This window comes from Lactobacillus sp. W8174, assembly GCF_016100975.1.
Taxonomy (GTDB): Bacteria; Bacillota; Bacilli; order Lactobacillales; family Lactobacillaceae; genus Lactobacillus; species Lactobacillus juensis.
On the sequence record NZ_JACFRN010000007.1, the window covers coordinates 62,695 to 81,097 of the forward strand.

Consider the following 18,403-nt stretch of genomic DNA (forward strand, 5'->3'; position numbering starts at 1 on the left):
TTTTTATTTGCTCTTATAAAAATCAGACCTGACCGAGTATGCATCACAAAAAATGCGGGTCATTATTTGCAGGGGCAGTCGTGATCTGACCTCATATTCGGGAAAATAGTTGGTTTTAGATTTGTAACCGATAAAGCAGAGAGTGGATAAGGGCAAAATGCTGCCTGATGAATTAGTAGTGAAAGTCAAAATTGGGACTTCATTTTTATTTAGAGCTTTAGCTGCGGTAACCAATTCCTCAGTTTCCCCATTAAGAGTAATAAAAATTACTAATGAGTCTTTTTTTATTTTACAAGCGATCGTCTTAATAATATTCGGGTCTGAATGAAATTCACAATATTTTCCAGTTAATTGCAATTTGACCATCATTTCGTGAGCAATTGATTCAGATAGGCCGCGAGCAAAAATAAAAACGATTTTAGCTTGTTTAGTCAGTGATATACTGTCCTCAATTGTGCTGTAACTTAGGTTATGCAGCGTATTGTTCATTTCAATTTCGTTTTTAGTAATCACGCTTTTGATTTTATCGTCAGCATCATTTAGCACACTAAAAGTAGAATTTGAATTGCTTTTTAGTTTCAAAGATTCGCGGTAAGAGGTGTAACCGCTGTAACCCATTTTTTGCATGGTACGCACAATTGTTGCAGTTGAGACATTTGCAAATTGACTTAGTTTTACTATCGACATATTAGCAATCTTTTGAGGATTATTTTCTACGATATTCCAGAGATGTAATTCTGCTGAGGAAAGTTCTTTATTTGGCATATATACGCTCCTTTTGTAAATAGTTTCCCAATAATTATAGTAAACGCTATCAATTTGGAAAAACGTTACACTTTTTAACTTCTATAATAATAATGCAAAAGGCAAAAAAAAGGGGAGAAATCTTTGATTTACACAATAACGTTGAACCCAGCGATTGATTTGGTAATTGTTACCCAAAAGCTGGAACCAAAGGTAGTTAATAGAACTGAAAAATTTGAATTGCAACCTAATGGTAAAGGAGTCAATGTTTCGTTCATTTTAAAGAAATTAGGCATTGATAGTGTAGCTACTGGTATTGGTGGCGGCTTTACATTAGATTATGTGATCTCAGGTTTAAAGGAAAAGGGAATTCACACCAATTTCTTGAAGGTAAAAGATCTAACCAGGGTTAACGTTTTTACAGACGTTTTAGATGAAAAAACGGAATACAAGCAAGTTAATCCGGGTCCAGAAGTTAGCTTGGAAAAACAAAACCAATTTTTGGATTATCTTGAAAGCACGCTAACTAAGGATGATATGGTAGTTGTTTCCGGCAGTTTTTCTCGGGGAATTAAACCTCACTATTTAGTACAACTGGCTGAGCTAGTTCAAAAACAGGGGGCAAAATTCGTAGTTGACAGTAGTTACCTTGAAGTAATCGATACTTTAAAATATCGACCGTTTTTACTTAAACCCAACGACGCAGAACTTGCAGCTTTCTTTAATTATGAGGGTGAAATGACAGACGAGAAAACAGTCGCTTTTGCTCAAAAGCTAGTTAAACTGGGTTGCCAAAATGTGTTGGTTTCTTTAGGTGCTGCTGGAGCAGCTTTTATTAATGAACGGCATATCCTGTTTGCCAATGCTCCTAAAATACAAGTGGTTAATTCAGCTTGTGCAGGGGATACAATGCTTGGTACCTTCATTGCCTTTTTGGAAAAGAAAAAACCTATTAGTGAAGCTCTCAAAATAGCTGTAGCTGCAGGAAGCGATACGGCTAGCCGCACTGGACTGACAGATTTTTCTTTAGATAATTTATTACCACAAATTTCAGTAAGGGAAAGGATGAATTAAAGTGGCTAAATATGATTTAGTTGGTGCGACTGGTTGTGCAACTGGTGTTGCCCATACATTTATGGCCGAAGAGGCACTGGAAAAAGCTGCAGAAAAGCTTGGTTATACCATTAAAATTGAAACACATGGACAAACGGGTATTGAAAATAATTTAACAAATGCAGAAATTGCAGATGCGCAAGCCGTGGTTGTTGCTTCCGATATTGATGTTGGCTTGGATCGTTTTGCGGGTAAACGTCTAGTTGTAGTTCCAGTTGCAAGAGGTGTTAAAGAGCCCGATGCTTTAATTAAAAAAGCTTTAGCAGCACCAATTTATAAAGAAGGACAGGCAGCTGAAGATTCAAATCCTGACAACGTTGGAAAGCAAAAGCTAGGAAATAAGATTTATACCTCTTTGATGAATGGTGTATCTCATATGTTGCCTTTTGTCGTTGCCGGTGGAGTTTTGATGGCCATCTCATTTTTCTGGGGAATTGATTCGGCTAATCCTAAAAGCAGTGAATATAACCAATTTGCAGCGATGCTAAATACAGTTGGCAGTACTACTATGAACTTGATGGCTCCAGTCTTAGGAGCTTATATTGCTGAAGCTTTGGCTCAACGGACGGGTTTTGTAGTTGGCCTTTCTGCTGGCTTTATCACTTTTAATGGCGGCGGTGGCTTTTTAGGAGCCATCGTTGGCGGTTATCTGGCAGCAATTGTTGTTTTAGGACTGCAGAAACTGTTCCAACCATTGCCTGATAATAAATTTAGGGGATTGAAGTCAATCTTTCTTTTACCTGTTGTTGGTGTCTTAATTACGGGATCAATTATGTACCTGTTAAATACCCCAATTAAAGCACTGAACGTTGGTTTAATGTCCTGGCTTAGAGGTTTTGAGAATACTAATCCGGCATTGCTAGGAATTATTGTTGGCATAATGTGTGCAGCAGACTTTGGTGGTCCGATTAATAAGGCTGCCTATGTTACAGGTACGGTATTACTGGCTCAAGGAAACTACTACTTTATGGCAGGAGTTTCTGCTGCTTGTATTGCTCCACCACTTGCAACAGGATTTGCTGTCTTAATGAATCGCAGAGCATATTCTAAAAGTGAAAGAGCAGCTGGCTATGTCAACTTTTTACTGGGATCTACTCACATTACTGAAGGCGCAATTCCATTTGCCGCCAAACATCCCTTATGGAATATCCCGGCTTTTATGATTGGTTCTTCAGTGGCATCAGTTTTAACCTACCTCACAAAAATCAGTGTGCCTGCTCCTCACGGTGGCTTTATTGTTTTGCCGTTAGTTAATAAACCATTCTTATGGGTATTGTGGATTCTGATTGGATCGGCTATTTCGGGAGCATTACTTGCTCTAATAGCTGGCAGATTTGCTAAAAAAGATGCTTTAGCAACTGCAACTGACCCGGAAATTGCACCTAGTGTTGACGACACATCTGACCAGCAAGCAGAAAGCAAAGTAGAAACTTTTGATCCAAGTGATATTCTTGATTTACAAAATATTAAAGTTGGTGTTGATGTTGCGAGTCGTAAAGATGCACTCAAATATTTAGCAGATTTTGCCGTCAAAAACAACTTGGCTAATGACAGCGAAGCTGTTTACAATAGTTACGTTAAGCGTGAAAAAGAAGGCTCTACAGGGATGACAGACGGTTTTGCCATTCCTCATGCGCAGTCAGCAACAATTGCCAAGTCTTCAATGATCGTTTTAAAACTCAAACAACCAATTGATTGGCAATCATTAGATGGTAAGAAGATTGACACGGTCATTTCTTTTCTGATACCACAAGTCGATAGCAATGCTCACCTGCAATACTTATCCAATACTGCCAAGCTTTTGACTCACGCCGACTTTATTGCTAAGTTAAAAGCAGCCAATACGCCTGCAGAAATTCAAGATTTGTTTGCGAATAATTAATAGGTTAGTAAATATTAGTTTAAATAAAGTAAGTCCCGCAAGTTGTCTAACTTACGGGACTTATTTTGCTTATGTCTTTCAATTTTGAATAATTTTATAATCAATTGGGCTTTATGTTCATTTAAACGCAACTGCTGTTCTAAAAATGCAAAAAAAGAGAGCACATTAGTGCTTCCTAGCTTAAATATTAGTCTTCAACCTTTTTTGCTTCATTTAATGCCTTCATAATTGAAGGATTTTTTGAATGGCAATCTTCAAGCATTTGCAAATCTTTTTCGTCCAGTGTAACTTCGAACTTACTCATTCTGTAATTTCCTTTCTACCAAATTTTAAATTAACTATATCACTTTTATAGCATAAATATGCAAAGCTAGCTAATTTTTTTCATTTATGTTGCAAAAGTGATTTCTTTTTCTTTAAATTGCAACATACAAACGCATGTTCTTGCTAGTAGCAATTAACCGAATAACCTTGTCATGATAAGACTTTGTCAAATTAAATAACAGTTAACTTTGTGTTACAACTGTGACATTTTTACTAAATTAGGTAACTAATTCTTAAAGATTGAGTGATATTCCTGTTATGATTCTGCAACTTTAACGTTGTAGTATTTATAACATCAAATTGAATAGTAGTTTACTATGTTCAATTTGAAAAACATATTATGGATTTTTATTTAAGGAGAGAATTTTTTTGAAGGTAAAATCTATCTTAGTTAAATCAGCAGCAGTAGCAGCATTATCTGCTTCCGGAGTTGCAGTTATGAGCAGCGTTAAAGCAAATGATGTTCAAGCAGCTACAGTAGAAAATGATGCAGCAGTTGTAACTGTTAACTACGTTGATGGCAATTCAATTCGTGTATGGAACAGTTACAAACATCCTGAAGCTACTGGGCAAATTTTACCAAGTAATTCTTCTTGGAAAGTCATTAAAACTGCTTACGACAAAAAGGGTCACAAGTGGTATGACTTAGGCAAGAACCAATGGGTTAAGGCCAAATACGTAAATAAAGGCTACTATCCGGCAAATGAATCCCAAAATTCAGCAGTTGCAACTAGCACCCAAACAGAAAACAGTTCAGTTTCTAATACCAATAATGTAGAAACTACGAATTCTGCAAACAATACAGCAACTGCAAATATTAATTACAATACTGCTTCATCTGATTCAGAAGCTGGAGCAAAAGCATGGATTGCCAGTCGTGAATCTGGCGGCTCATACAGTGCACAAAATGGTCAATACATTGGTAAATATCAGCTTTCTGCCGCATATCTTAATGGAGACTACTCAGCTGCTAACCAAGAACGTGTTGCTAACAACTATGTTACTAATCGTTACGGCTCATGGGCAGCAGCTAAACAATTCTGGCAAGCTAATGGTTGGTACTAATTAGTTAGTCAGTTAAAAACAGAATATTAAAAAAGTAAGCAGACACTAGTTGAAAATGATGTGCTCCCCAAAAATTTGTCCTAATTTTAGGATTCACATCATAAACTAGCGCCTGCTTTTTTATTTTAAAAAATTAATGGTTAACCGCATATGTAAATTTATCGCTGCGAATTATTTCTTGCGTAATATGTAAAGGAAGATCGTGCTCGTCATAAACTAAGTCCTTGATTTGCATTAACGGCGTTTTTTCGTCAACATTAAGTAAAAAAGATTCTTCTCTATTTGCAAACGCAATTTTAAAAGTTTTCTTACCTTTACCGGGATTAATATGAAACTTCTTTTGTAATATCTGATACAAGGGCATATTAAGATCTTCAGCTTTAATAGCATTAAATTTTGGAGCAAGCCAAATCCATTCAAGGCAAAATGGGATATCATCAATATATCTTAACCGTTTAATTTCTATTATTTGTTGCTCATTAGTAGTTTGCAAGAATGTATTTTGTTCATCATTACCTGCAACGCTTTTAATACTAATTAAACGGTTAGAGATTTTTTTCCCAGTTTTAGCGGCGCTGTCTGTTAAACTTGAAAATTTTTGATTTTGAGTTTGAATTTCATTACTTTTGTCAGAAACAAAAGTTCCTTTACCAGGAAGCTTAATTAAATAATTCTCTTCGCTTAAGACTTTAAGAGCCTTGCGAACAGTGGTCCGGCTTACACAATATTCTTTTTGCAACTCCATTTCAGAAGGGATTTTTTTACCCACTTGATATTTATTTTCCGTAATTTTGTTTTTTATAATATTTGCCAAGTTAAGATATAGTGGCATATGATTTTTAGACTTTTTCAACATATTTTTTCTTTCCTGAATAACTAATAACTGTATTATAACAAAAGCTGATTAATTAGGCACCAGTATCTTTTTTAACCATAAAAAGATACTGGTATTTTTAATATGTCCTTTACTTTATCAATAAAGCGCTTTATAATTTTAAATTGAAGATACATGTATCTAAATTAAATACAGGAGAAAAAGATGAAGGTACAAGAAGAAGCTAAACAAGTTGTTCAAAAAGCTGTTAAAAAAATGAAACCTAAAGGAGGTATTAAGCAGGTAATTTGGGTTGGTGCCGGAGGTTCTTTTGGTGGCTTTTATGGTGCAAACTACTTTATGCATCAAGAGTCAAAAACAATTTTTTCCAGTATGTATACCAGTGGAGAATTTATTTATGCTCCGCCAAAGAGTATGGATCAAAATACATTAGTAGTTTTATGTTCTATGAGAGGAACCAGTGAAACTATTGATTCAGCGAAGGTTGCTAAAAATAATAACGCTACGACAATTGCTTTGTATGTTGATGAATCTGAACTCGTGCAGGTTTGTGATTTTGAAATAAAATATGAAAGTTTGGCTCTAGATGAAAGCAGACTTGAACGTGTAAATGGCAGTATTGGAATATGCATAGCGATGAATTTATTGGAACAGCTTGAAGGCTATGAGAATTTTAAAATAGCCATGAAGACTTTTGATTTGCTTGATCCTATCTATCGCAAAGCTGTTGAATATACTACACCTTTGGCAAAAGAATGGGCTGAGCAAAATAAAGATCAAAAAACCATTTATGTTATTGGTAGTGGGCCAGCATACGGTGCAGCTTATGTTTTCTCAATTTGTAATATTGAGGAAATGTTGCAATTAAATTCACCAACTATTCATAGTTATGAATACTTTAATGGTCCATTTGAAGTAACAGATAAGAATAAGTCAATTTTTCAACTTTTGGCTACCGGGAAAACAAGACCAGAAGATGAACGTGCATTGAAATTTGAACAAAGATTTGGTGGCAAAAAATTGTATGTATTAGACGGTAAAGAAATTGGGCTAGATGATATCGAGCCCGCAGTTTCACCGTATTTTAATCACCCAATTTTTTCATCAATTTTAAATAATGTTTATATGAGAGCACTTTCTTATTCTACCCACGAAAGTTATGAAACTCGCAGATATATGTGGAAGGAAGACTACAAATAAATGGATGCTAAAAAGTTAATGTACTTTATTTTTTAATTTCAAACTAAATAAAAGCGCTTTAAAATTATAAAGTAAAAAATATATTTAATTATTTTTAAAGAAACCCTTTACACGATTTTCTTTATATATTATTATATTAAATATACATGTTAATACATCTTATAAATGTACTAACTATGTCTGATTTTGGATTAGGGGTGAAGCTTAGTGAAAATAATTTTAGTTAGCCATGGCAAGCTTGCTGAAGGAATGAAAGATACAGTTGAGATGATCACTGGTAAACAGAAAAATCTCGAGGCATATGAAGCCTACAAAAATGGTACGAGTGATGATAGTTTTATCGGTGAAATCAAGAATTCTATAGATAAGGCTAGTGGTGAAAATACTGTAGTCATTACTGACGTTTTGGGAGGTTCAGTTAATAACGAAATTACCCAGCTATTAAAGGATCACCAAAAGTTAACCGTGTTGACAGGTATGAATTTGCCTTTGGTTATAACTTTGGTTACTACTGCGAATTCAGGCCTAACCCAAGAAGATATAGAGGAAGCTATTAACCAAGGACAGAAGGGAGTTTTGTCGATAAATAAGTTGATGACTGAAGATAATGATGAAGGAGATTTATTATGATAAAAGTAATTAGGGTTGATCACCGATTATTGCACGGACAAGTCATTTTTTCATGGACTAAATTTGCAAATATCGAAAGAGTAATTGTGATTGATACAGCTACAGCAAATGATGATTTTAAAAAAATGTCATTGAAACTGGCTAAACCGGAAGATGTGAGACTAAACGTTTTCAGCGTAGATAAAGCAATTAGTAAAATCGATCAAATTAAGGCTCTAAAAGACAACATTATGTTGCTTTTTGAAAATGTAACTGAACTAAGCAAGTTTATTGATGCATATGGTCCAGTAGAAGAGATTAACTATGGCTTAGTTCCTTCTAAGCCTGATGCTAAACGTTTTAGTAATGCTATATATTTAACTGCTGACGAAGTTAAACTTACTAAGAAAATGTGCGATCAGGGAATTAAGATCTCCATGCAACAAGTTCCTTCAGCTAATAAGGAATTTCTGAATAATTTGATTTAGAAAAAAGGGGGGGTAAAAAATGTTTTGGAAAGCTTTTGTTGTCGGCTTGGTTGGTGTTTTCGCTATGTTCGACTCAAGATTGCTGGGTCGTGAAAACTTCGAGCAGCCATTAATCGTAAGTACACTCGTTGGCTTGGTTTTAGGAGATGTGTCGAAAGGATTATTAGTTGGTGCTACGCTTGAATTAGTTTCAATGGGAATAGTTCAAGTAGGCGCCGCCGTTCCACCAGATATGGTCTTAGGCTCAGTTGTAGCTTCAGCTTTTGCAATTTTGTCACATACCAGTGCACAAGCAGCATTGACCGTGGCTTTGCCGGTAGCAGTGCTAGGCCAGCTAGTGGCTATAGTGATTAGAATGTTGTTTTCATCCTTTAACCAATTGGTTGAGAATGCAATAGATGCAGGCAAATTTAGAAAAGCACGAAGTTACCACATAGTTTATGGACCAATTATTTATGGTTTGTTATATTTTGTTCCAGTTTTTCTGGCAATCTTTTTAGGTACCAATGTTGTAACCAGTTTCGTCAAAATGATTCCGGATTGGTTAACAAACGGTTTGACTTTAGCAAGTAAGATTTTACCTGCTTACGGATTTGCCCTTCTGATGTCAACTATGATTGATAAGAAAAATGCAGTTTACTTATTCTTAGGTTTCTTCATTGCAGCATATGGCAAAATGACTGTTATAAGTGTAGCTATCTTTGCAGTTATCTTCGCTATTATACTCAATAAGTTTATGTCTAATAATGGAAACAATAATGCTACTCCCAAGACCAGCAGTAGCGATGATTTGGATGATTTGGAAGAATTATAGGAGGATAAATTATGGCCGAGCAAAAACATACAGATAAACGATTACGTCATAAGTTTTGGCAATTCTTCTGGAGATCATGGGCTATTCAGACATCTTGGAATTATGAAAGCCAAATGAACATGGGTTTCATGTATGGTATGGCACCAACGATAGATGGGATTTATGGTGAGACACCTGATACACCTGAGAAACTTCAAAAGAAAAAAGAGGCATACCATCGTCATATGGCATTCTTTAACTGTACACCACAACTGACCTCTTTTGTTTTAGGACTATCTTCGGCAATGGAAGAGGAATATGCGGCTAATCCAGATACATTTGATCCAGATTCAATTAATGGGGTGAAAACTTCCTTAATGGGTCCTTTATCAGGTATTGGTGATTCTTTCTTCCAGGGAACAGTTAAAATTATTGCCTTTGGTCTGGGAATCAACATGGCTCAGCAAGGAAACATATTTGGACCGATTTTGGCAATGATTATTTCCATCATCCCATCAGTTATTGTCACTTATTGGGGCGGAAAATGGGGTTACCTCCAAGGTAAAAAGAATATCCAGCGTCTTATTAGTAACGGTACTATTAACAGAATCATGTCTTTAATGAACGTGATTGGTTTGATGGTCATTGGTGCAATGGTAGCAACTATGATCGGGATAACAACTCCGATAAAATTTGGTAAAACTTTTGTTTTACAGAAGACATTAGACTCAATTTTCCCGCAGATGTTATCTCTAGCATTCACATTAGGTATGTTTTACCTAATCAAAAAGAAGGTTAATACTGCGTGGATCATGGTTATCTGTATTTTGGGTGGTATCCTGCTTAGCGTATTAGGTATTTTTAATTAGTTGTTAGTAAGTTTTTAAAATAAGGAGATTATATAAATTATGGATTTTGAAAAAGTTAAATCTATTGTAAGTGATATTAAGGAAAAACAACCTGATATTGATCGTGTAATGTTTGTTGGCTGTGGTGCTTCAATGGCTGACCTGTATCCAGGTTATTACTTTGTTGAGCATGAAAGTACCAAACTGCTTTCCTCCATTCATACTGCAAATGAATTTAACTATGATACTCCAAAAGGAGTGGGAGAACATACTATTGTAATAACTGCTTCTCTTGGTGGTACAACTCCAGAATCAGTAGCTGCAACTAAAAAGGCTAGAGAATTAGGTACTCACCTGATTACTTTATCAATGGCAGATGATTCACCTATTATTAAAGAAACTGAATATAAAGTTATTCATGGCTTCCATGAAAATTATGCTGCTAAAACAGAAAAAATGTCATATTGTTTGGCCTTTGCTATTGAAATTGTTAAACAGTTTGAAGGCTACGAGTTTTATGATGAAGCTGTTGCAGCTTTCAACGGCATGCCTGATTTGATTGAAAATGCAGTAAAATCAGTTGGACCTTCAGCAAAAGAATTTGGTGAAAAGTATAAAGATGAAAAGAAAATTTTTGTACTAAGCAGTGGCGCATCACTTGGTGTTGCATATTCAACTGCATCATTTTTGTTTATGGAAATGCAATGGATTGCTTCTCCAACAGTTCATTCTGGTGAATATTTCCACGGCCCATTTGAACTTACTGAAAAGGATGCACCATACTTATTGTTCATGAATGATGGTAGTACACGTCATCTGGATGCTCGTGCGTTAACATTCTTGCAAAGATTTGATGCGCAAGTAACAAATATTGACGCTAAGGATTATGGCCTCAATGAAGTTGCTAGTGAAAATGTAATTGATTACTTCAATCCAATGATTCATACCGGTGTGATGCGTGTTTATGCTGAGGAGCTTGCTAAGGCTAGAAAGCACCCATTAACTAAGCGTCGTTATATGTGGAAACTTACTTATTAATATAAAGTAAAAATATTTTTAGAGGGATTCTATGAAAGTAGAATCCCTTTATGTTAACTGAAAGTTTTGATGGCGATTTCTCTTTTGGAATGCATATTGTTTCGGGAATACTTTAATCTGATTTTGTTTTATACTATTCTTTGTGAATATAGATCAAAATTAGCTCAAATACATAATTATTCATTAGTCAAATAGTTAGTACATGGGCAAAATTAATATTATGGAAGTGATGATATTTGGTAGCAACAGGTTCTTTGTATTCTCAGGTAATGGAAAAAATAAGACAAAAAATTATTACAGGAGAATATCCAATAGATAGTAAATTGCCGAACGAATTTGAATTAAGTGAGCAGTTTAACGTTAGCCGCGTAACTTTGCGCAAAGCTATTTCCGGATTAGCTGAAGACGGCTTAATTGAAAAGATTCATGGTGTAGGGACATTTGTGCGTAAACCTCATAAAGTAAAAAGAATAATTAGTTCTCCTTCAGCTGAAAGTTTCTCACAAACTGCTGCTAACGAGGGTTTTAAAGCTAGCGCACAAGTAATTAAGATAAAAAAAGTAGAAACACCTGACAAGATAAAAACAATATTAAAAGCAAAAACAGCCCTTTATATTGAACGGGTGCATTTAGTTGATGATGAACCTGTGATGCTTGAATGCAATTATTTTCCTCTGCCTCGCTTTACTGGATTGGAAAAGTTTGACTTAAGTAAATCCTTATACCAGGTTTTACACAGCCAATATCATATAAAAGAACTAAAGTCGCGGGACATGGTTATAAGTATTGCCTTAGCGAGTTTGAGTGAAGCCAGGGTTTTGCAGAAATCTGTTGGTTTTCCTTTATTATTGTTACAAGTAAGCGTTGAAGATGGAAATAAGAACATTGTACATACAGGAAAGCAGTACATTATTTCCGAAAGGTATGAATTTCATGTGTAAAATAAAACCGATCATTTTATAAAAGCTCGTTAACAACAATATTATTTAAAAAATTTCAGGAAAAACTTTAATTTGGAAAAATTTCTTTCAAAGGCTTGTGTTTGTCAATATTTCCATTAAGATTGGTGGCAGTAAAAATACTTAATCTTTAAATACCATCATGACTGGCATTCAGCCATATTCATCACCTATATTATTTAAAATAAGCTAAAAATATTACAAACTGTTTCTTAATTGAAAAAATAATTTAATTGGCAATCTCTCATAATAAGTTTAGAATTAAATTTGTACCATAAAGAGCCAATTTAGAATAACTCTCGAGGAAGAATATGAAGAAAAGCAAATTTGCTATTGCCGTAGTTAATATTATTTTTTTAATCACAATTCCAGGAATAACTATAGGTGAAGCTGAACAAGTAACAGCAGCCACTATCAAGGGCTATGTTAAAGTAAAAAAGAAGAAAAAAGTTCGCCTGTATAAAATTTCTGGAAAACATTCTAATTTTTATGCAGAATCTAAGTATAAGTACCCGTATAGTGCCAAGAAAAAAATTGGCAAGAAAAAAAGAACGGCCTATAAAATTGGCAATAATTCGCATTGGATTTTAGCCAAAGATGTTAAAGTCGTTAAGAAGAATACTAAAAGAGTATATACTCAGGCAAAAATGAAATTGCCTAAAGGTTATACTAAAACTGAACTGTTACTAGCTTATCAAGGTAAACCCAGCAAGAATTTTATCAATGCCTCAATGCAAGGGATGAAAACTAATGATTTTAGTCGTCTCAAAGTGTCGGAAAGTAAAGCTGATGATGTAACTCAGGTTGATTTAAATCAGCTTACGCCGAAACAAATTGGAGATTTAACTGCTTTTTCTCTTCGTCTTATTAATGAAGCGAGAAGAGATTTAAATTTAGCTCCCTGGGTTGAAAGCAATGGAACTGGTAAATTAGCAGCTGATATTGCTTTGGAATATAGCAAAAATAATAAAACAATTAAAGACAGTCACTATGTTCCTGGAATTGTTCGTGCTTGTCATGCCAATGGACTTAACCTTGACGATAATTTTGTTGAAGACATGGCCGGTTTTTATAATATTAGTCCTACAATGACCATGACTGAATTAAAGAAAAGTGTTTATTTCGGCTTGAAACAAATGATTTTTGGTTACGTTGGCAGCGGTGAAGAGCAGAGATCTGAGCGAAGTTATTACCAAGAATGGGAACATGCAGGGGACTTGTTTAACATCCAAGGCTCGCTTCATGACGGTGATTATAATTATTATGGCTTTAGTATTTCGCATAATGATAATATTTGTTCCATGCATTTTATTAGCGTTCCTACGTATGTAGTTAAAAGTAAAAAGTATAATAACGGTTTTCAACCATAAAAAGCAGCCTATTTGAAAGGCTGCTTTTATTGTATAATTATTTTTAAAATAAATTTGTGAAAGTACAGAGGAAAATAAAATGTTAATTTATATTCGTTTGGCTGAAAAAGAAGATTTAGACCAAATTATGAAAATCATTGAAGAAGCAAAAAAATTGCTGAAAAAAGACGGTAATCCTCAATGGCAAAATGGCTCTCCTAACCGCAAAATGCTTGCAGAAGATATATCTTTAAAACGTGCATACTGTCTTGTTGCTAATAAAGAAATTGCCGGTGTTGCCGTTTTACTAACTACACCTGATCCTAATTATGCTGAAATAGATGGGACCTGGAAAAATAATGATGAACAATATGCCACTATTCATAGAATAGCAATTAGTACAAAATTTCGCGGACAGCACCTGAGCCAATTTATGATGTCAAACTTAATATCGCGTGGATTGATGCTAGGCATTCATAATTTCCGTATTGATACACATGTGGTTAATAAGCGCATGCAAGGTTTGATTAAAAGTTTAGGATTTGAATATCGGGGTGTTGTTCAGGTTGATCAAACTGAAAATGGCGCTAGAAACGCATATGAGCTAAATTTATAGCAAGAAAAAAGCTGTTTTCTCTTGACTTGGAGGGCACAATTTCCTATACTATTAAATGTTGAGCATACAAGTAAAAGCTCAGATGGTATTGGGTTATAGCCAAGCGGTAAGGCACTAGTTTTTGGTACTAGTATGCGCTGGTTCGAATCCAGCTAACCCAATTGTTCTTACGAACACCCAACCCGAAAAGAGACAGTTCTGTAATATGAGCTGTTTCTTTTTTTGCAGTAAAATTATACAAAAAATATTTTTGCTTTTTTGGTATTTTACTATTTAAAAATTAGGGAAAAGGGTTTATTATATCCTCTATGTTTGGTTTGTAATGTTTTCTTTTTTTATGAGGTTTAACCAACACAAAAATATGAATAGTGGCAAAAATAAAACAATAGTATTTGGTCATAGAGGATATCCCGTCAAGTTTGCAGAAAACTCAATGGAGGGCTTCCGCAATGCTGTTCAAAATGGGGCAGAGGGGATTGAATTTGACGTCCATTTAACCAAAGACGGCATACCAGTAGTAATGCACGATGAAAAAGTTGACCGAACAACTGATGGCACCGGGTATATTAAGGACTTTACTCTCAACAAACTAAGGCAGCTGCACTTGTCAAATGGTGAGCCGGTTCCAACACTGCAAGAATTATTTGCACTACTGGAAAATAGAAATATTCAGATAAATTTGGAATTTAAAACTGGGGTAATTCATTATCGAGGTATCGAAAATACTGTGTTAAGCTTGGCACAGCTTTATCACTTCGTTCATCCTATTATTTACTCATCTTTTGATTATGTTACCCTAAAGAACTGTCAGGAAATTGATCCTAGCCAGATCTATTGTTACCTGACTGATGAAGAAGTAGTTAATTCAGCTAAATTGGTTAAAGATAACCACTTTGCTGGCATTCACCCAGGCAAATTATTGCCGGGAGAGGAAGCAGTTACAGAGCGTATTTGGACAGTTGATGACCCGCAAATTGCTAAACAATATTTTCAAAAACATGTTGCAGGCATTTTTACTAATAACTATCCCCTGATGATTAAGCTGCGTGATCAAATTCAAGGGTAGGCTGCCTTAAATTAAAATTATCAATATTGAAACACCTTTAACTGGTATAGTCCAAAGGTGTTTTTATATATGAAATTAATTAATAATTAGAAAAATATTGTAGAAAAATAATTTTATTAAAGGTATAATCTATATAATTGAAAAGAAAGTTTGGTGAAAAATATGGTAGATTTAATTAAATATGTACGAAAAGGGCTAGCTGATGCCCCCTCTAATCCGATTTTGAAATTTTCAGATTATGCCGGCAAAATTCCCGATGTAGTTAAGTTTACTTTAGGTGAGCCGGATTTTAATACACCGGATCATATTAAAGAGGCAGCAAAAAGAGGAGTTGATGAAAACCACTCTCATTATGCACCTTCAAACGGGACTATCGGATTGCGCAAGGCAGCCAGTGAGTTTTTAAGTAAAAAATATGGTCAAAATTATAATCCAGAAACTGAGGTTTTGGTTACCAATGGCGTAACTGAATCAATTTTTGATTCTGTGTTGGCTACTTTGAATCCTGGAGATATTATGGTTGTGCCAACTCCATTATTTCCACTTTATATGACTGACGAGGGCGTTATTAATGAAGGCGTTGAAATCGTAAAAGTAAATACAGCAAATGACGGTTTTAAGCTGACACCTGAAAAATTGCAAAAGGTAATTGACAAGTACGGAGACCGGGTACGGATGTTGGTTATGAATTATCCTACAAATCCAACTGGGGTAATGTATAGTCAAGAAGAATTGGATGCTTTGGCGGATGTTATTCGTGATAAGCCAATTTTTGCACTATGTGATGAAATCTACAGTGAATTGAACTATGATCAACCACATGCTTCAATGGAAAAATCATTGCATGACCAAGTTATTTTAATGAACGGCGTTTCCAAGTCATGGGCCATGACCGGTTACCGAATTGGTATTGTTTGTGCGCCAGAAAATATTTTGCAACAAATTGCAAAAGTTCACCAAGCAATAGTTACTACTGAGCCAACACCTATGCAAGATGCAGCCGAAGAAGCCTTTAAAAACGGTATGGATGATGCATTACCAATGAAAAAAGAATTTCAAAAGCGGCGCGATGCTTTGTATTCCGGCCTAACCAAAATAGGTTTTGAGTGTGCTAAACCCCAAGGCGCATTCTACATTTTTGCTAAAATACCTGATGGTTTTGAACAAGATGATAATAAATTTATTTATGAATTGGTTGACAAGGCAAGAGTTGCCGTGACAGCAGGTTCTAGTTTTAGTGAAGGCGGAGAAGGCTATATCAGATTTTCTTACGCTGTTTCAATGGATCAAATTGAAGAGGGGCTAAAGCGCCTAGAAAAATTTGTAAAAGAGAATAAGAAGTAATTTTTAAGCAAATTTTGCTTGCAATCACGTACGTTTTTCGGTATTATAATTAACGTGCGTGACGGAGGAGTAGCGAAGTGGCTAAACGCGGCGGTCTGTAAAACCGCTCTCTCTGAGTTCGGCGGTTCGAATCCACCCTCCTCCATTATCACTGGGTTATAGCCAAGCGGTAAGGCACTAGTTTTTGGTACTAGTATGCGCTGGTTCGAATCCAGCTAACCCAATAAAAAAGACGACTCGTTAGAGTCGTCTTTTTGCGTCAGCTTAAGCTATGTTATTGACCTTAATGTACTTATTTTTAGCGATTATATTATATATCTTATTTTTTATTTTAACAGGAGTACCGTAGACTTGAATTGACTTACCCTTTTTTAAAAGAAGCTTGCGGACTCTCTTACCTTTTTTGTTATAAACGTATGAATTATGTACAATCTTTTTCTTGTTACCTTCAACGTCAGTAACATTAGCAAAAATATCTTGACCGAGTTTATAAAACTTTTGATTATTAATCGTCTCTATACCATAAGTTTCAATAGTCAAACCTGGTTTAAGTATAAAACCTTTAATAGGGCTACCATTTTGATCGTAAACTTGAATTGAACATAGAACTTTACGAGCTAATTTATTAGTATCACTATCTTCTGCTTGGGCAGTTATTGCATTAGATTTAATAGTTGAATCTTTTGCAGGTCCTTGAATCTTTGAACTTTCGGTTGGAACTGAACTTGTGAAGCCACTTGTTTTGTTATCATAATTGGGATTATTAATTTTATTTGCCGGGATGTGTATGTTATTAACGGAACTATCTAAGTCAATCGAACCAACAGGCCAAGTAATTGGCTGGCTGACATATGTTTCTGCTGGGCAATCTTGGTCTTCCTTGTTATATAAATTTGCCAAATCGGTGATAGAAAGAATTTTTCCTGCAGGTTTGGCAGCACTACCCTTGCCTATTGCAATAACTTGAGGCATTTTAAAATTGGCAAATGCTACTGGTTTTAAGCGATGTTTACCTAAACTAAGTACAAAGCCGTCAGAATTACTTCCTAAACCATCAAACATGTTAGTCATTTCAAATATGTTTCCTGTATCCCAGTGGCTTAAGTTTAACTGCTTTAAATTAGGGTCTCTAAACATATAACTCATGTTAGTAACATTGTAAGTTTGCCAGCTGGCAATATCTGGTAATTCCGTAGCCGCGATGCCATTAAACATATAACTCATGTTCTTAACGTTACCGGTTTTCCAGTTGGCTAAGTTTAAAGTGGTTAAAGCTGCGTCACCTTCAAACATGTGACTAAAGTCAAAAACACTATCTGTTCTGAAATTCTTTAAATTAATTCTGGCCAATTTAGTGTCGTTTTTAAACATACTATTCATGTCCCTGTTTGAAATAGTGTCCCAAGAAGTCAAGTCAAGTTCTTCTAAGCTACTGTCGTTTTCAAACAAGTTACTTAAATCACTGGCCTCACTAGCATCGACATTATTGAGATCTTTAAACCCAACTAAATTTGGTAAGTCAGCAAATTTACTACTTGAATTATGTGCTAGTTGAACTTTCAGCTTACTGCCATAGTCGGCAGTTGCAATCTGAAACGCAATATACTGAATATCATTTGGATTGATACCTTTTCCCTGATCATTTTGTTGGCTTTTTACCAACTGACTGATTGGTGTAGAGGATAGTGCTCCTCCCGTAATTGTAAGTGTTTTGTTCTCCTCATCAAAGGACCATTCACATTTGTTATCTGTGCCATGAATAGTATTACTATTTTGTGAATTTATATTGTTGTTATTTTTTAAGACTGAACTTTTTGTATTAGCAGAATTTTTTATTAAAATAGACATTGAATCAGCTTGAACATCAATAGCTTTGTTGCAGGTTCCTAATGCAGTTGCTATTAATGTCGTTGTGAGTAGACTATAAGAAAAAAATCTAATATTGTTATTTTTATAATGAAAACAGTAGTTATTTTTTCGCTTTCTAACATTTTTATTTAGCATAACAAAAACCCCTTGCGTAATTTATACTTTTACCTTTAGCTTAGGGTTATACAGTATTTATTTTTTGCAGTCAACATTTTTAGCTGACCAATATTTAATTTTTGTTATCTAAAATAGGTAAAAAGT

At 35.0% G+C, this 18,403-nt stretch carries 17 protein-coding genes and 3 tRNA genes; 17 read left to right on the plus strand and 3 right to left on the minus strand.

Annotated elements, in window-relative coordinates:
* Positions 1-3: 3 nt before the first annotated feature.
* Positions 4-765 (minus strand): MurR/RpiR family transcriptional regulator, encoded by a 762-nt coding sequence (locus H3U49_RS09485; protein ID WP_198181126.1) that lies wholly within the window; start codon positions 763-765, stop codon positions 4-6.
* 123 nt (positions 766-888) lie between these two features.
* Here H3U49_RS09485 and pfkB point away from each other — a divergent pair, with 123 nt between their 5' ends.
* From pfkB to H3U49_RS09500, 3 genes are all read left to right on the plus strand, one after another.
* Positions 889-1,818, plus strand: a complete 930-nt coding sequence (gene pfkB, locus H3U49_RS09490; RefSeq protein ID WP_198181127.1) for a 1-phosphofructokinase — start codon at positions 889-891, stop codon at positions 1,816-1,818.
* A gap of 1 nt (position 1,819) precedes the next feature.
* Entirely contained in the window at positions 1,820-3,739 is a 1,920-nt protein-coding gene (locus H3U49_RS09495) for a fructose-specific PTS transporter subunit EIIC (protein WP_198181128.1), read from the plus strand.
* Positions 3,740-4,432: 693 nt separating this feature from the next.
* Positions 4,433-5,128, plus strand: coding sequence for a hypothetical protein (locus H3U49_RS09500; RefSeq protein ID WP_198181129.1), 696 nt, complete (start codon positions 4,433-4,435; stop codon positions 5,126-5,128).
* A gap of 133 nt (positions 5,129-5,261) precedes the next feature.
* On the opposite strand, the gene H3U49_RS09505 is transcribed toward H3U49_RS09500, so the two are convergent.
* On the minus strand, positions 5,262-5,984 hold the full coding sequence (locus tag H3U49_RS09505; RefSeq protein ID WP_198181130.1) for a GntR family transcriptional regulator: 723 nt from the start codon (positions 5,982-5,984) through the stop codon (positions 5,262-5,264).
* Positions 5,985-6,167: 183 nt separating this feature from the next.
* Between H3U49_RS09505 and H3U49_RS09510 the strand changes: the two genes are divergently transcribed.
* The 14 genes from H3U49_RS09510 to H3U49_RS09575 all read left to right on the plus strand — a co-directional run bounded on the left by H3U49_RS09510 (position 6,168) and on the right by H3U49_RS09575 (position 16,497).
* Positions 6,168-7,163, plus strand: a complete 996-nt coding sequence (locus H3U49_RS09510; RefSeq protein ID WP_198181131.1) for an SIS domain-containing protein — start codon at positions 6,168-6,170, stop codon at positions 7,161-7,163.
* A 207-nt stretch (positions 7,164-7,370) separates the two neighbouring features.
* Positions 7,371-7,793, plus strand: a complete 423-nt coding sequence (locus tag H3U49_RS09515) for a PTS sugar transporter subunit IIA (protein ID WP_198181132.1) — start codon at positions 7,371-7,373, stop codon at positions 7,791-7,793.
* Positions 7,790-8,260 carry a PTS sugar transporter subunit IIB gene (locus H3U49_RS09520; RefSeq protein ID WP_198181133.1) on the plus strand — a complete coding sequence of 157 codons (471 nt, stop codon included), beginning with the start codon at positions 7,790-7,792 and terminating at the stop codon, positions 8,258-8,260. The genes H3U49_RS09515 and H3U49_RS09520 overlap by 4 nt, the downstream gene beginning before the upstream one ends.
* Positions 8,261-8,279: 19 nt before the next feature.
* Positions 8,280-9,074, plus strand: coding sequence for a PTS sugar transporter subunit IIC (locus H3U49_RS09525; protein WP_198181134.1), 795 nt, complete (start codon positions 8,280-8,282; stop codon positions 9,072-9,074).
* Positions 9,075-9,085: 11 nt separating this feature from the next.
* Positions 9,086-9,922: a PTS system mannose/fructose/sorbose family transporter subunit IID gene (locus tag H3U49_RS09530; protein ID WP_198181135.1), complete on the plus strand. Its 837-nt coding sequence runs from the start codon at positions 9,086-9,088 to the stop codon at positions 9,920-9,922.
* A 39-nt stretch (positions 9,923-9,961) separates the two neighbouring features.
* Complete coding sequence (locus tag H3U49_RS09535; protein ID WP_198181136.1) at positions 9,962-10,939, plus strand: SIS domain-containing protein; 978 nt, start codon at positions 9,962-9,964, stop codon at positions 10,937-10,939.
* 236 nt (positions 10,940-11,175) lie between these two features.
* Positions 11,176-11,880: a GntR family transcriptional regulator gene (locus H3U49_RS09540; RefSeq protein WP_198181137.1), complete on the plus strand. Its 705-nt coding sequence runs from the start codon at positions 11,176-11,178 to the stop codon at positions 11,878-11,880.
* A gap of 329 nt (positions 11,881-12,209) precedes the next feature.
* Positions 12,210-13,268: an SEC10/PgrA surface exclusion domain-containing protein gene (locus tag H3U49_RS09545; protein WP_198181138.1), complete on the plus strand. Its 1,059-nt coding sequence runs from the start codon at positions 12,210-12,212 to the stop codon at positions 13,266-13,268.
* Between the two features lie 79 nt (positions 13,269-13,347).
* A complete protein-coding gene (locus tag H3U49_RS09550; protein ID WP_198181139.1) occupies positions 13,348-13,863 on the plus strand; it encodes a GNAT family N-acetyltransferase in 516 nt (171 codons plus the stop codon).
* Positions 13,864-13,952: 89 nt separating this feature from the next.
* Positions 13,953-14,024, plus strand: a tRNA-Gln gene (locus tag H3U49_RS09555).
* A 176-nt stretch (positions 14,025-14,200) separates the two neighbouring features.
* The gene (locus tag H3U49_RS09560; RefSeq protein WP_370466844.1) at positions 14,201-14,929 is read left to right on the plus strand and encodes a glycerophosphodiester phosphodiesterase family protein; all 729 of its coding nucleotides are present in this window, start codon (positions 14,201-14,203) and stop codon (positions 14,927-14,929) included.
* Positions 14,930-15,091: 162 nt separating this feature from the next.
* On the plus strand, positions 15,092-16,273 hold the full coding sequence (locus H3U49_RS09565) for an aminotransferase class I/II-fold pyridoxal phosphate-dependent enzyme (protein ID WP_198181141.1): 1,182 nt from the start codon (positions 15,092-15,094) through the stop codon (positions 16,271-16,273).
* A gap of 63 nt (positions 16,274-16,336) precedes the next feature.
* A tRNA-Tyr gene (locus H3U49_RS09570) sits at positions 16,337-16,418 on the plus strand.
* A 7-nt stretch (positions 16,419-16,425) separates the two neighbouring features.
* Positions 16,426-16,497 (plus strand) — tRNA-Gln (locus H3U49_RS09575).
* 40 nt (positions 16,498-16,537) lie between these two features.
* Here the strand turns inward: H3U49_RS09575 and H3U49_RS09580 are convergent.
* Positions 16,538-18,277, minus strand: coding sequence for a BspA family leucine-rich repeat surface protein (locus H3U49_RS09580; protein ID WP_198181142.1), 1,740 nt, complete (start codon positions 18,275-18,277; stop codon positions 16,538-16,540).
* Positions 18,278-18,403 lie beyond the last annotated feature (126 nt).

Coding starts and splice junctions, on each gene's coding strand:
- H3U49_RS09525 (WP_198181134.1), top strand. CDS start 8,280: ATGTTTTGGAAAGCTTTTGTTGTCGGCTTGGTTGGTGTTTTCGCTATG.
- H3U49_RS09560 (WP_370466844.1), top strand. CDS start 14,201: ATGAGGTTTAACCAACACAAAAATATGAATAGTGGCAAAAATAAAACA.
- H3U49_RS09550 (WP_198181139.1), top strand. CDS start 13,348: ATGTTAATTTATATTCGTTTGGCTGAAAAAGAAGATTTAGACCAAATT.
- H3U49_RS09530 (WP_198181135.1), top strand. CDS start 9,086: ATGGCCGAGCAAAAACATACAGATAAACGATTACGTCATAAGTTTTGG.
- H3U49_RS09580 (WP_198181142.1), bottom strand. CDS start 18,277: ATGCTAAATAAAAATGTTAGAAAGCGAAAAAATAACTACTGTTTTCAT.
- H3U49_RS09510 (WP_198181131.1), top strand. CDS start 6,168: ATGAAGGTACAAGAAGAAGCTAAACAAGTTGTTCAAAAAGCTGTTAAA.
- H3U49_RS09485 (WP_198181126.1), bottom strand. CDS start 765: ATGCCAAATAAAGAACTTTCCTCAGCAGAATTACATCTCTGGAATATC.
- H3U49_RS09545 (WP_198181138.1), top strand. CDS start 12,210: ATGAAGAAAAGCAAATTTGCTATTGCCGTAGTTAATATTATTTTTTTA.
- H3U49_RS09520 (WP_198181133.1), top strand. CDS start 7,790: ATGATAAAAGTAATTAGGGTTGATCACCGATTATTGCACGGACAAGTC.
- H3U49_RS09505 (WP_198181130.1), bottom strand. CDS start 5,984: ATGTTGAAAAAGTCTAAAAATCATATGCCACTATATCTTAACTTGGCA.
- H3U49_RS09535 (WP_198181136.1), top strand. CDS start 9,962: ATGGATTTTGAAAAAGTTAAATCTATTGTAAGTGATATTAAGGAAAAA.
- H3U49_RS09565 (WP_198181141.1), top strand. CDS start 15,092: ATGGTAGATTTAATTAAATATGTACGAAAAGGGCTAGCTGATGCCCCC.